This window comes from Roseateles sp. UC29_93, assembly GCF_042695725.1.
GTDB classification, from domain to species: Bacteria; Pseudomonadota; Gammaproteobacteria; order Burkholderiales; family Burkholderiaceae_C; genus Roseateles; species Roseateles noduli_A.
This window is the reverse complement of record NZ_CP170545.1, coordinates 1,651,148-1,663,702: the sequence shown is the minus strand read 5'-3', so window position 1 is coordinate 1,663,702 and position 12,555 is coordinate 1,651,148. Positions and strand designations below refer to the sequence as shown.

The following is a 12,555-nucleotide window of genomic DNA, read 5'->3' as shown; positions in this document are numbered from 1 at the left end:
TTCCCGCCTATCGAAGCATCACCTCCTGATGCCCCTTCCCCGCCGGGATCATTGGAAAGCAGTTCTCCGCCGGCGCGACGTCGACGTCGAGGAAGTACGGACCGTCGCTCGCCAGGCACTCGGACAGCGCGGCGTCGAGGTTCTCCCGGCGCTCGACGCGCAAGGCCTGCCAACCGAAGCCTTTCGCGACCGCGACGAAGTCCGGCATGCACGCGTTGTAGCTGTGGCTGTAGCGCTCGCCATGGTGGAGCTCCTGCCATTGCCGCACCATGCCCATGTGCCCGTTGTTGCAGAGCACGACCTTGACCGCCGCGCGATGCTGGCGCGCCGTCGCCATCTCCTGCAGGTTCATCAGGATCGACGCATCCCCGCTGACGCAGACGACCAACCGCTCTGGATGCGCCACCTGCGCGCCGATCGCCGCGGGCAGGCCGTAACCCATCGTGCCTGCGCCGCCCGAAGTCAGCCATCGCCGCGGCTGCTCGAACGCGAGGTGCTGCGCCGCCCACATCTGATGCTGGCCGACATCGGTCGACACGATCGCGTCGCGGCCGGCGAGTTGTGCCTGCAGCCGCGTCATCAATGCCTGCGGGGCGATCACGTCCGGCGTGTCCTCGAAGGCCAGCGAACGCTGCGACCGCCAGGCATCGATGCGCCTCCACCAGTCCACGAGCCGTTCCGGCGGCATCGCGCGTTGCTCCAGCGCGCGCCGCAGCCTTGGCAACAGCACGCGTGCATCGCCGCACAGCGCGAGATCCGCGCGGCGGACCTTGTCGATCGACGCCGGATCGACGTCCAGATGGATCACCCGGGCGTTGGGGGCGAAGCTGTCCAGGCGCCCCGTCACCCGATCGTCGAAACGCGCGCCCGCGCACACGATCAGGTCGGCGTGATGCATCGCCAGGTTGGCCTCCAGCGTGCCGTGCATGCCGAGCATGCCCAACCACTGCGGCGATGACGCAGGCACCGCTCCGAGCCCCATCAAGGTCAACGTGCAGGGCGCGCCGCTCAGCGCAACCGAGGCCGCAAACGCCGCGCAGGCCACGTCCCCTGCGTTGATCAGCCCGCCGCCGCCGTAGAACACCGGGCGCTGCGCTGTCGCGATCCAGTCCGCCGCCTGCTCGACCGCGCGCACGTCCACGGCCGGCATCTCCCTGAGCGTCCTGATCGGCAGGCTCGAGGTCTGACGCGCTGGCGCCAGCTGCACGTCCTTGGGCACATCCAGCAGGACAGGCCCCGGCCGTCCGCCCCGCGCGATGTCCACGGCCTGCCGCAAGCGCGCCGCCACATCGTCGCCGGGCCGCAACTGCGCGTTCCACTTCGTCACCGGACGCGAAATGCCCAACGCATCGCACTCCTGGAACGCATCCGTGCCGATCACGGCGCTGTTCACCTGCCCGCTGATGCAAAGCACCGGGATCGAGTCGCACAGTGCGTCCAGCAACCCCGTCGTCGTGTTGCTCATCCCCGGCCCCGAGGTCACCAGCACCACGCCCAGGCGTCCCGTGCTGCGCGCGTAGCCCTCGGCGGCGTGCACGGCCGCCTGCTCGTGACGGACCAGGATGTGCCGCAGCCGCGGCTCGCCATGCAGCGCGTCATACAGCGGCAGCACCGCGCCGCCGGGATAGCCGAAGACGGTGTCGACCCCGCAGGCGACCAGCGTGTCGAGGAGCGTCTGCGCGCCGTTGCGCGTCGTGGCTTCAGGGGCGCCCAGCACGGCGCCGTCGATCAATGCATTCATGCGGGTCAGTATCCCGGGCCCCTCCCGGGAAGCGTTGCCGTTCTTGCCTCCTAGAATCGCCATCGCAGCAAACTTTCCTTCAAAAGCGACATGGATCAGGAAATCAAACTCGACAAGTTCGATCGCGCCATCCTGCGGGCCTTGCAGCGCAATGCGCGGGCCAGCCTCCAGGAAGTCAGCGAAGAGGTGGGCCTGACGACGTCCCCGTGCTGGACGCGCATCAAGCGGCTCGAGGAGTCGGGCGTGATCGAGGGCTACACCGTCAAGGTCAACGCCGAGAAGATCGGCCGCCCCGAGCAGCTCATCGTCCAGTTGACGCTGAACAAGCACACCGACGCGGCGATGGCGGAGTTCGCGCGGCACCTCGAAGCGATCCCCGAGGTGATCGACGCGTATCTCGTGTCCGGGGACTACGACTACGTGCTGCGCCTGTCCGTCCGCGACACGCGTGACTACGAGCGGCTGCTGCGCGAGAAGCTCTACAAGATCCCCGGCGTGCGGCACAGCAAGTCGAGCTTCGTGCTGCGTTGCCTGAAGGCGAGCTCGCTGCCGCTTTGATGATGGCTGCGGCGCGAGACATCGTCACCTCGGCACCGGCGGCGTCGGTGGCACCGGCGATTCCGGCACCTTCAGCATCCGCAGCATGTAGGCGCGCGACGCCGCCACATGGCGGCGCACCGCCTCGCTGGCGATGGCGGGATCGGCGTGCATGAGCGCCTGCAGCATCGCGCGTCCCTGCGCGGCCAGGATCTCGAGTTCCGGCGCCCACAGCGCCACCCGCGCGCGCCGGAATGCCTCCAGCAAACGCCCGCGGGACGCCTGCATGCCCAGGGCCTGGTCGTTGCCACCCAGGCGACCCAGGTGATCCTGCAGGGCTTCGTCCGCCGCCAGCAGCTCCCGCACGCGGCCGGCGCGCGTGGCGTCCTCCAACGGCCCCAGCAGCGCGTTCACGCCGGACAGCGTCTGGGCCGAGCCCGCTCCCATCGTCCGGCAGGCCCGCGCCAGCAGCATGGACTGCAACGCCTCGCGGACATCGAAATACTCGTCGATGAAACGCGCGTCGACCGCCCGCACCACCGCGCCCTTGTTCATCCGCATGTCCACCATGCCGTCGCCCTGCAGCTGCAGCAGCGCCTCCCGCACCGGGACATTGCTGACGCTGTAATGCGCGCTCAGCTCATGCAGCGTCAGGTGCTGCCCCAGCCGCCAGCAGCCGTCCTCGATGTCGCTGCGGATCTGGTCGCGCAGCCGCAGATAGGTCGGCGTATTGATCGGGTGTGTGGAACGAACCATCGCGGCACTCCGTCCGGTGAACTGTGGTGAATCACGGATCACTCTACGGAGAGATGAACGCCCTTTGCCACGCCGAATCGCCCCTGAATCGGCGTTCTGCTGAAGCGCAATGAATGCGCATTCGGACGCCGGATCGACTGCCCCATCGACGCATTTGTCGCGCCGCACCCTACCGGAATCAGTGGAATCGATCCCGCATCGAAGGAAGTCGCTGTGTTGTTTCCGCATCGGTGACCACCAAGCGCTACAGTCGCGACCGGGAGGTCTGCGACTTAGAGGCGAATGCCCGATGTCAAACACCCGAATGGAGCCCGTTGAATGGCCAAGTCCTTGAAGCAAGTCCTGTCCCAGATCGAGAAGCTGAAGAAGGAAGCCGAGTCGCTGCGCGCGAAGGAGATCTCCGGCGTCGTCGAGCGCATCCGTGAGGCCATCGATCATTACGGACTCACGGCCGAAGAGCTGTTCGGCACGGCCGCGACGAAGTCGTCGGGCCGGGGCAGAGCGGCCAAGGCAGGCAAGGTCGCGAAAGCCGCCGCGGGTCCGCGCAAGGCCAAGGCCTCGCGCAGCGCGGGCGCTCCGAAGTACCACGACGGCGCCGGTCGCACCTGGACCGGCGTGGGCAAGCGCCCGAACTGGTTCAAGGACGCGCTGGCCGCCGGGAAGACGGCCGAGGACCTGCTGATCAGCTGAGTGCCACCGCGCGCGGCGTGGCACTGTCGGCCAGGAAGTCCTTCATTGCCAGGAGGACCCCGTCGCGCGCGTTCGCACACGCCATGGAATCCATGATGGGCTCCGACGCCAGCAGGGCGCGTTCCGCCGCGGGCAGGTTCCGCGCATGACGCTGGAAGACCCTTCTCTGCCCTTTCGTCAACTCGGAGAGCGCCTGAAGGGTCGCCATCGATGCGACCTTTCCGGCCAGTTCGTGGATCTCCCGGGGCTCGAAGCGCTTCGCCGCACGGGCGGCCACGACATAGGCGTCGACGCATTGTTCGAAGCGCGCTCCTCTCAAACGATCTGCCAGCGTCTTCGCTGAAACGCCAGCACCGAAGGACGCCTTCGGTGCGCCAGTCAATTTCCTGAAGCGCGCGGGATTCGACGTCACGAACTCCTGGACCATTTCCTTGACGACGGACTCCATGGCCTTGCGCGCCTGGTCCAGCGTCAACCTGTCCTTGGCCGGGACGGCCGAGGCTTTCGACGGGGCATGGATCGCCGCCGCCGGTTCTGCGGCGGCCGTCCGGACTCGCAGCGGTACCGGCGGTAGCGGCCGTGGCGGCGGTAGCGGTCGCAACCCGCCCGCACACGGCTTGGGCGGTGGTCGATGCGCATCGATGCCCGGTGATGCGAGCTTGAGCGCCTTCGTCTGGATGGCGTCGATCGTGGTGTAGAGCACGTCGGCGTCGGCCTTCTTCTTGAGGCGCCGGCCGCCGAGGGGATGCTTCTGAAACTCGATCTGGATGTAGTTCAGTTCTTTCGCGCCGGCGCGATATGGCACCACCGAATCGACGTCGTGAGGCGCAGCCCCCACGTCCGCGGGACCGGATGTCGACGTCGCATCGTCGTGGATGGGATCAGTCGTGGGCGACTGAAAGGTGCGGAGAGGAAGGTGGAGGGGCATGGCCTGACGGATGGAGTGGAAAGACATCGGCCCGGCACGCGTTGCGCGGCCGGGACCATCCATCAGTCACTCATGCAAACCCACGTGGTTCGGCGGAAAAACCGCCTCACCACACCCGGCAGCGCTCCGCGTCCGGCTTCACCATCTTCTGCCCCGGCTTGCAGCGGAAGGCCTGCTCGAACTCGGGCATGTTCACGGCGACGCCGTTGATCCGGTAGCGCCCCGGTGAATGCGGGTCGGTCAACGCATGCACCCGCGCATATTCAGGTCGGGCATGACTGCAGTCCCATTGCGCGAATCCGACGAAGAAGCGCTGCTCCGGCGTCAGGCCGTCGCGGTCCGCCGGCTTCGGCGACATGTCGGCGATCTGCGCCTTCCACGCCGCGTGCGCCAGCACCAGGCCGCCCAGGTCGGCCAGGTCCTCGCCCAGCGTCAGCTTGCTGTTGATGCGGATGTCGTCGACGACCACGTACTGCGCGTACTGCTTCGTCACGCAGGCCGCGCGTTGCTCGAAGGCCTGGCCGTCCTTCTTCGTCCACCAGTCGCGCAGGTTGCCCTTGGCGTCGAACTGCCGGCCTTCGTCGTCGAAGCCGTGGATCAGCTCATGGCCGATCGTGCCGCCGGTGTTGCCGTAATTCGGCGCGTCGTCCAGCTTCGGATCGAACAGCGGCGGCTGCAGCACGCCGGCAGGGAAGTTGATGTCGTTCATCTGCGCGTCGTAGTACGCGTTGACCGTCTGCGGCGTCATGCCCCATTCGCCACGGTCCAGCGGCTTGCCGATCTTGGCGAGCTGACGCTTGAGCTCGAAGTCGTTGCCGCGCATCACGTTGCCGGCGAAGTCGTCGCGCGCCACCGTCAGGGCGCCGTAGTCGCGCCAGCGATCCGGGTAACCGACCTTGTTGACGATCGCGTGGAGCTTCTCCTGCGCGCGCTGCTTCGTCGTCTCGCTCATCCAGCTCAGCGACCGGATGCGCGCGGCCATCGCGTCCTCGATCTGCTTGGTCATCGTCAGCGTCTTGTCCTTCAGGTCGGGGCTGAAGTTGCGCGCGACGAATTCCTGGCCCAGCGCCTCGCCGAGCTGCGCATCGACCAGCTCGACGCAGCGCTTCCAGCGGGCCTTCAGCTGCGGCACGCCTTGCAGCGTCTGGCCGAAGAACTCGAAGTTCGCCTGGACAGCCGCGCCCGACAGCGTCGGCGCCTGGCTGCTGACCAGTTGCCAACGCAGGTAGTTGCGGAGTTGCGCAAGGTCGCGCTGGCGCAGTTCCTTCGACAGCGCCTTGAAGAACGCGGGCTCGGTGACGTTGTAGGTCGCCTGCGGGTCCAGGCCCAGCCCGCGCTGGTAAGCGGCCCAGTCGAAGCCCGGCGTCAATGCCTGCAGGCCGGCGGCCTTCATCGGATGGAAGCCCTTGTAGGGGTCGCGCTTGTCGACCCGGCTCAGCGAGGCCCGCGCCAACGCGGTCTCGAGGGCCATCACCTGCCGGGCCTGCGTGCGTGCGGCCTCGGGCGTGTCGCCGAGCAGCTCGAAGCTGCGTGCCACGTGCGCGATGAACTGGTCGCGCAACGCGCGCGACTTGTCGTCGGCCTTGAAGTAGTACTCGCGGTCGGGGAGGCTCAGGCCTCCGGCGTAGGCGAACGCGATCACGCGCGTCGAGTCGGCCATGTCCTGGCCCGACGTGAAGTGGAAGAGCACGCGCTCGTTGTTGGTCGCGAGGTGCAGCGCGGCCAGCAGCGCAGGCAGTTCGCGCCGGTCCTTGAGCGCATCGATGCGCGACAGCAGCGGGCGCAGCGGCGTCAGCGCGTGGCGGTCGGCGGCAGACTCGTCCATGCAGGCGGCGAAGTAGTCGCCCATGCGGGCCTGATTCGCCGTGCGCTGCGGGTCGGCCGCCGAGAGCTTGTCCAGGATGCTCCAGAGGTAGCGCTGGTTCTCGTTGGCCATCTTGGCGTAGACCGACCAGCGCGCCTGGTCCGGCGGGATCGGATTGGCGGCCATCCAGCCGCCGCAGGCGTACTGGTAGAGGTCTTCGCAAGGATCGGCGCTGCGGTCCATCGCCGCGGTGTCGAGACTCGGCGTGTAGGGCAACTGGTCGAGCGGCCCTTCCGGCGCCGCGGTGACGCCTGCGCTGGCCGCTGCGGCCGGCGTCGCGTTCTGCGCCAGCGCGTCGGCGGCGGCGCCAAAGGAAACGGCCGCGACAAGCGCGGCCGCGGCGGTGCGGGCGAGGAGGGGAGAGGTCATGCTCGACAGCGGAGAGTGTGTGCTGCCGGCATTCTCCGCCAGCGGCCTCCCACTGCAGGGTGCCGGACGACACCTCGGGTTGACCCGTCTTGGCGCGGTGCAGGGACGGCGCCTCAGACCTTCGGGGTCACCTGCTCATAGTCGAGGCCCTGCTCCTCGCGAAGACCCAGCGCTGCGGGATCAGGCAAGGCCGTGGGATCAGCAGGCGCCGTGGCACCCGCCGGCTCCGTCCGCTTCGGGAGCGCCGCGCGACGGTCGTGCTCCGCGCGCACCAGGGCCATGGTCGGCCACAGCCGGTCTGCCATGACCCTGCGGTAGTCGACGCCATTCCCACGCATGTCGGACATGCGGCTGACGACGGCGCAATAGTTATCTGTCGTCACCCGTTTCATCCACTTGTCGAGCTGCCCATCGCTCAGCCCCTTGACGACGTGGGACATGCGTGCCGCGAGAATCAACGCTCTGGCGGAGGGCTTGTCCAGCGAGAAGTCGACGAATGCGCGATCGACGTCTCCCTCGATCTGCTCAAGGAGGGCTCGATGTTCGTGCTTGAGCGGCTCGCTGCAGAATTCCTTGATCGCCTTGCCCGCACCGTAGGAATCACTCGACCTGAAAGGCTTGAGCGGACCGGCGTCATTCCTGCGCGTCAGCACCTCGACTTCCCGTCGCATGAACGCGTCCAAGGCGCGACCTCTGTCTGTGCTGGCGTCGCCCCACTCCTTGAATGCCTGCGATTCCTTGAAGGCCTTCTCGGCGAAGTGTTGCGCTGTCGCCTTCTTCTGAGCGCGGATGACGGCATCGTTCGGATGTTCGGCGCGCACAGCCGGTAGCGCACCTTCCTCTTCCGGCGTGGGTGCCGAAGCCGGCACCGAAGCCGACGCCGACGCCGGCTCCAACTCGGGGGGTTGCAGTGTCGTCTGTGAGGAGTGAACTTTCATTTTTGCGGCCGCGTTTCCAGGGTGAGAGCGCGCAGACCGAGGACCACGCGCAGGCATCAGTGGAAAAGCAGCAGCAGCGAGCAGGGATTTTTCAGCTCGACCTGACGTCACTCCTGCCGGGGGACGCGAACCAGCGGCACGGAGCGCCCTGCGCCCCGCGCCGCACCCGCTTACTGCGCGCTGAAGGTGTTGAGCGCCTTCGGGAACTTGAACAGCCACAGGTGCGTCAGACGGTCGACCTCGTTGCCGCGCGTGACGCGCGACAGGACCGCGCCGGCCGCGCAGGTGCCGTCCTGGGCGATCACGCCGTTGACATCGACCGTGCACTCGGTCGGATCGCCGGCGACCGGCTTGCCCTTGGCATCCGCCAGCACCGTCTTCAGACCGAAGTCGTTGTCGTTGATCAGCGCCAGCGTGTTGCCGTCGACGATCGCCAGGCCCTCGGCCTTCTCGGCCTTCCAGCCGGCGGCGTTCAGGTCGAGCAGCACCGTCTTCTTCAGCTTCACGACGTTGGCCCAGCTCACGGCCGAGGTCGTCACGCCGTCGATGCTGTTCTTCTCGAGCTCGATGCCGATCGCGGCGATGTCGGTCGCCGTGGCCGGCACCTCGACGAGCATCAGGAAGTTGCGCACCGCGCCATTCGCATCGGCGCCCTGCTCCACCACGATGAACTTGCCGTTGCCCAGCGACACCAGGTCGCCCAGCTTGGCGCTGCCCGTGCGGTTGCGATCCCACTTCTCGCCCTTGGCGGCGAGCGGGTAGCTCAGCGGGTAGGCGTACAGCTTCGAAGTCTCAGTCTTCGGGTCGAACTCGATCCAGCGCGCGAACTGCGCGAAGTCGCGGACCTTCACCTTGTCGGTGTTCTTGCCGTCCTGGTCCAGGTCGGCGCTGTCGACGACCTCGATGCTCTTGCCGGCGTTGTCCACGGGATCGATCGGGCTCTGCAGGAAGCCGTGCAGCTTGCCGCCGGCGACATCCATCGCCAGACCTTCCATGCCGCGGTTCGCGCGACGATTCCTCAGCACGTCGGGCAAGCTGCCGGGCGCATAACGCTTGATGATCTTGAAGGTCGCGGCGTCGATCTTGACGATGAACGGGCCGTATTCGTCCGAGGTCCAGAACACCTTGTTGGCGTCGTCGTAGACCAGGGTCTCGCTGTCGAGGCCGTTGGCGTCGAAGGCGCCCTTGGTGCCGTCGTACTTCAGCGTGTCGGACAGCGGCACCTCGGCGCTGCTGCCGACCGCGCCGAAGGGCAGCGGACGGCCGGTGACGGCGGAGCCGTCGGCATTCTTCAGCGGATTCAGCGCGGAGATGACCGCCCCGTCCTTGCCCAGCGTGATCACGCCGATCGACGGCGAGAAGCTCGGCGCGGGGAACATCTTCGTCGTGACGATGGCGCCGTTGTCGGGGCGCGGCGCGTTGGGGCTGTCGCCGTTGGGGCCGCGATCGGTGATGCCCCAGAACTCGAGCGCGCCCGCGGCGTTCTTGCCCTTGTAGACCAGGCCCGAACCGACCGCCGGGTAGAAGCCCTTGGGGAAGTCCTTCTTCGCGTCGGCGTTGCTGCCCTCGTAGGGCACATACTGGTTGTCGGCCGCCTTGATCTGGAACTTGGTGATCGCGACGGCGCCGCCGGCCGTGGCCTGCGCGACGGTGCTCGTCTCGGTCTTGCCCAGCAACGTGGCGAGCGTGGACTCGTAATGCTCGACGGCGGCGGCGCGGCGGTTGGCATTCATCGTGCGGGCAGCATACGCCTGGCCGTAGACGTCGTTCTGCCCGGCCGGCAGCAGCGCGGCGAAGGCCTTGTCGAAGTCGGTCGCGGCGGCCGCGAAGTCCAGCGTCTTGCCCGCGAAGGCGTCATGCACCGCCGCCGGGATCTTGATGCCGTTGGTGGGATCGTCGTCCTCGTCCAGGGCCTGCAGGAACACGAGGCGGTTGGCGAGCTTGTCGTCCGTCAAGGTCGCGGAGCCGGCGAGGTCGCCGACGGAGATCGTCTCGCCGCATTTCGCGCTGCCCACCGCGACGCCGCCGACGGTGAAGCTCACCGTGTCGCCGGTCTTGCAGGTGAAGGCGCCATTCGCGGCCGTCTTGCCGCTCGTGCCGCTCGGTGCCAGCGCATAACTGACGCCCTCCACCGGCGCGTCCACGAGGCGCGACTGGATCGTCGGCACGACCGGTTCATCGTCGCCGCTGCCGCAGGCGCTGAGCGCCGCGGCCGCGATCAAGGTGATCAGCGGGAGTTGCGGGCGACGGATACGGGTGGCCCGAGGGGCGGCGAGGGTGGAGGCGGATCGTGCGGTCGTCTTCGTCATGTCGTTCTTTCGTGGATCGCGGAGGCCCGCCGTGGCGGGACAGGGCGGCACGCTAGGCAGCGCTGATGACAGCGCCGTTAAGCGGCTTCACGAATCGACACGAATACGACAAGAAGGCGGGAATTCCCGAGGGAATCCCGGCCCGGACCGGGCGACCGCCATGCAGAAAGCCCCGGCGCCGCGTCATCAGACGCGGTCCGGGGCTCCGGTCAACGGACGGCAGAGGAGGGAATCAGCCGTTGACCTTGATCAACCGTTCACCTTGATGCGGTTGTTGACGGACTGGACGCCCTTGGCGGCCAATGCCATCGAGCCCGCGCGGTCCCGCGCGGCCAGGTCCGGCGCGGTGCCGTCCAGCGTCACGTGGCCCTTTTCGGTCTCGACCTTGACGTCGAGCGCGCTCAGCTTCGGATCGCCGGCCAGCGAGGCCTTGATGGACGTCGTGATCTGGGCGTCGTCGATGGCGGCGCCCGCCTTGTCGGCGGCGCGTTCCATCTTGGCTCCAGCCTTGTCCATGGCCTGCTCGGTGTCCTGCTTGGCGGCTTCGGACTTCTGTTCCATCTTGGCGATGCCATCGTCCAGGCGCTGGCCGGCGGTGCGGCCATCATCCTCGCGACCGCAGGCGGTCAGGGCGACGGCGGCCACCACGGCAGGCAGCAGCAGGGACAGGGCGGTCGGGCGGTAAGAGTGCTTCATGGCGAGGCTCCTTTCGCGGTGCGAATCGCTGATATCGCGGCGCATCGCGGATGAGGCGGAAGGTCCGCAAACAGTCCGCGGGTGGCCGCGGATCCATGACTTCACTCTAGACATCCCCCCATCGGCACGGGGTCGGCTGCCGCCGGAAGCGCCGGTCGCCCGGCGTCCCGGCGCGCCGTAGGAGCGCACCTACAGGCCGCCGCCGGCCGGCGGCAGGCCGCCCTCACCCGCGGGCGTCGGCGCCTGGGCCGGCGATGGCGCCGCACCCGGCATGGCGCTGGACATGGCAGTCAGGCCGGGAATCGGGAAATCGATCCGCGGGATGTCCGGCTCGTCCTGCTTGAGCGGCAGCCAGGCACAGACCTCCGTGCCCTGCCCCGGCGCACTGCGCAGCCGCAACTGGCCGCGCTCGGCCTCGACGCGGAAGCGCATGCCCAGCAGCCCGTGCGAGCCGAGCGCCAGGCGGCCCGGGTCGAAGCCCTGGCCGTTGTCGGTGACGATGACCATCGCCTGCGCGTATTCGCGCTTGAGCGCCACGGTCACCGCGGTCGCATGGGCGTACTTGGCGGTGTTGGTCAGCGCCTCCTGCACCAGCCGGAAGGCGGTCAGCTGCGCGCTCGGGACCAGATCCACCGCGGGATCGAGTTCCACCGCGATCGGCACGCCCAGCCGCTCGGACATCTCGCGGCACAGGATCTCCAGCGCCGGCACCAGGCCCAGCTGATCGAGCGTCGACGGACGCAGGTCCTCGATGATCCGGCGCTTGAGCGCGATGCCACTGTTGAGCGTCTCGGTCAGGTGGGTGAGCCGCTGCATCAGGTCCGGCGCGCCGGCCTGCAGCTTGGGCCGCAGCCGCGCGACGTCAAGCTTGGCCGCCGTCAGCAGGGCGCCCAGCTCATCGTGCAGGTCGCGGGCGAGACGGGCGCGCTCGTCCTCGCGCGCGGTCTGCAGGTGCCGGGCGAGCTGCGTCAGCTCGGCGGTGCGGCGGGACACCTCGACCTCCAGCCGGTCGCGCTCCGCGCGCACCTCCTGGGCCTGCTCGGCGCGCTGGACGTCGAGCGCCCGGCTCTTGCGCACGAACAGCACGAACACGATCAGGCTCAGCAGCGTCATGCCGGCCACGCCGATGCGGCTGAGCATCAGCGTGTCGTAGACCTGACCGGTGCCCAGCGCGATGCGGCGGTTCTCGTCGGTCAGCAGTTCCGCCGAACGGCGCCGGATCTGCTCCATCTGGTCGCGGCCGATGTCGGTCATCATCAGCTCGCGGCCGGCCGATTCGCGTCCGCTCTCGTAGAGCTTGAGCACTTCCTGCAGCTCGCTCAGCTTGGCGCTGACCGCGCCGGCGATCTCCTTGCTGCGGTGCTCGGCATCCTCGGCGCCGACCTGCGCGTACATGCGCTGCAGGGAGTTCAGGCCCTGCGACGCGTCTTCCGCGGCGAATCGGTAAGGGTCCAGGTATTCCGGGCGGCGGGTGATCAGGTATCCCCGTTGCCCTGACTCCGCGTCGGTCACGCGGGCCATCAGCCGGAGCAGTTCCATCCGGGCCCGGCCCAGCGTGTCCAGACGGTCCATCTGCGAGACGGCGCCGAAGTAGGCCAGCTCGCTGATCAGGATCATCAGCAGGGCCACGAACACGCCGAGCGGCATCGCCCACGTCTTGCGACCCAGGTTCGTGACGGTGTCCTTCAGGCTCATCCTCTACACTCCCTGAGCGATTTCGCTCACTT

General features: G+C 68.1%; 10 protein-coding genes. 2 read left to right on the top strand and 8 right to left on the bottom strand.

Going from position 1 to position 12,555, the window contains the following annotated elements; all coding sequences use genetic code 11:
• Window positions 1–7 precede the first annotated feature (7 nt).
• A complete protein-coding gene (gene ilvB / locus ACFJIX_RS07865) occupies window positions 8–1,741 on the bottom strand; it encodes a biosynthetic-type acetolactate synthase large subunit (protein ID WP_377158987.1) in 1,734 nt (577 codons plus the stop codon).
• A 90-nt stretch (window positions 1,742–1,831) separates the two neighbouring features.
• Between ilvB and ACFJIX_RS07860 the strand changes: the two genes are divergently transcribed.
• Entirely contained in the window at window positions 1,832–2,299 is a 468-nt protein-coding gene (locus ACFJIX_RS07860; protein WP_377158984.1) for an Lrp/AsnC family transcriptional regulator, read from the top strand.
• A gap of 24 nt (window positions 2,300–2,323) precedes the next feature.
• On the opposite strand, the gene ACFJIX_RS07855 is transcribed toward ACFJIX_RS07860, so the two are convergent.
• Window positions 2,324–3,034: a GntR family transcriptional regulator gene (locus ACFJIX_RS07855; RefSeq protein ID WP_377158981.1), complete on the bottom strand. Its 711-nt coding sequence runs from the start codon at window positions 3,032–3,034 to the stop codon at window positions 2,324–2,326.
• A 318-nt stretch (window positions 3,035–3,352) separates the two neighbouring features.
• Here ACFJIX_RS07855 and ACFJIX_RS07850 point away from each other — a divergent pair, with 318 nt between their 5' ends.
• Window positions 3,353–3,724 (top strand): H-NS family nucleoid-associated regulatory protein, encoded by a 372-nt coding sequence (locus tag ACFJIX_RS07850; RefSeq protein WP_377158978.1) that lies wholly within the window; start codon window positions 3,353–3,355, stop codon window positions 3,722–3,724.
• Here ACFJIX_RS07850 and ACFJIX_RS07845 read toward each other — a convergent pair.
• The 6 genes from ACFJIX_RS07845 to ACFJIX_RS07820 all read right to left on the bottom strand — a co-directional run bounded on the left by ACFJIX_RS07845 (window position 3,717) and on the right by ACFJIX_RS07820 (window position 12,523).
• Complete coding sequence (locus ACFJIX_RS07845) at window positions 3,717–4,715, bottom strand: hypothetical protein (protein ID WP_377158975.1); 999 nt, start codon at window positions 4,713–4,715, stop codon at window positions 3,717–3,719. The genes ACFJIX_RS07850 and ACFJIX_RS07845 overlap by 8 nt on opposite strands.
• Window positions 4,716–4,758: 43 nt before the next feature.
• Window positions 4,759–6,885 (bottom strand): M13 family metallopeptidase, encoded by a 2,127-nt coding sequence (locus tag ACFJIX_RS07840; RefSeq protein WP_377158972.1) that lies wholly within the window; start codon window positions 6,883–6,885, stop codon window positions 4,759–4,761.
• Between the two features lie 113 nt (window positions 6,886–6,998).
• Window positions 6,999–7,823: a hypothetical protein gene (locus ACFJIX_RS07835; RefSeq protein ID WP_377158969.1), complete on the bottom strand. Its 825-nt coding sequence runs from the start codon at window positions 7,821–7,823 to the stop codon at window positions 6,999–7,001.
• Between the two features lie 170 nt (window positions 7,824–7,993).
• Window positions 7,994–10,132 (bottom strand): esterase-like activity of phytase family protein, encoded by a 2,139-nt coding sequence (locus tag ACFJIX_RS07830; protein WP_377158966.1) that lies wholly within the window; start codon window positions 10,130–10,132, stop codon window positions 7,994–7,996.
• 249 nt (window positions 10,133–10,381) lie between these two features.
• Window positions 10,382–10,828: a BON domain-containing protein gene (locus ACFJIX_RS07825; RefSeq protein ID WP_377158963.1), complete on the bottom strand. Its 447-nt coding sequence runs from the start codon at window positions 10,826–10,828 to the stop codon at window positions 10,382–10,384.
• A 189-nt stretch (window positions 10,829–11,017) separates the two neighbouring features.
• Complete coding sequence (locus tag ACFJIX_RS07820) at window positions 11,018–12,523, bottom strand: CHASE3 domain-containing protein (RefSeq protein WP_377158960.1); 1,506 nt, start codon at window positions 12,521–12,523, stop codon at window positions 11,018–11,020.
• Window positions 12,524–12,555 lie beyond the last annotated feature (32 nt).

What these genes read in the sequence shown, in the direction of transcription:
- ACFJIX_RS07835 (WP_377158969.1), bottom strand. Translation starts at nt 7,823, where the DNA reads ATGAAAGTTCACTCCTCACAGACGACACTGCAACCCCCCGAGTTGGAG.
- ACFJIX_RS07845 (WP_377158975.1), bottom strand. Translation starts at nt 4,715, where the DNA reads ATGGATGGTCCCGGCCGCGCAACGCGTGCCGGGCCGATGTCTTTCCAC.
- ACFJIX_RS07850 (WP_377158978.1), top strand. Translation starts at nt 3,353, where the DNA reads ATGGCCAAGTCCTTGAAGCAAGTCCTGTCCCAGATCGAGAAGCTGAAG.
- ACFJIX_RS07830 (WP_377158966.1), bottom strand. Translation starts at nt 10,132, where the DNA reads ATGACGAAGACGACCGCACGATCCGCCTCCACCCTCGCCGCCCCTCGG.
- ACFJIX_RS07840 (WP_377158972.1), bottom strand. Translation starts at nt 6,885, where the DNA reads ATGACCTCTCCCCTCCTCGCCCGCACCGCCGCGGCCGCGCTTGTCGCG.
- ACFJIX_RS07825 (WP_377158963.1), bottom strand. Translation starts at nt 10,828, where the DNA reads ATGAAGCACTCTTACCGCCCGACCGCCCTGTCCCTGCTGCTGCCTGCC.
- ACFJIX_RS07860 (WP_377158984.1), top strand. Translation starts at nt 1,832, where the DNA reads ATGGATCAGGAAATCAAACTCGACAAGTTCGATCGCGCCATCCTGCGG.
- ACFJIX_RS07855 (WP_377158981.1), bottom strand. Translation starts at nt 3,034, where the DNA reads ATGGTTCGTTCCACACACCCGATCAATACGCCGACCTATCTGCGGCTG.
- ACFJIX_RS07820 (WP_377158960.1), bottom strand. Translation starts at nt 12,523, where the DNA reads ATGAGCCTGAAGGACACCGTCACGAACCTGGGTCGCAAGACGTGGGCG.
- ilvB (WP_377158987.1), bottom strand. Translation starts at nt 1,741, where the DNA reads ATGAATGCATTGATCGACGGCGCCGTGCTGGGCGCCCCTGAAGCCACG.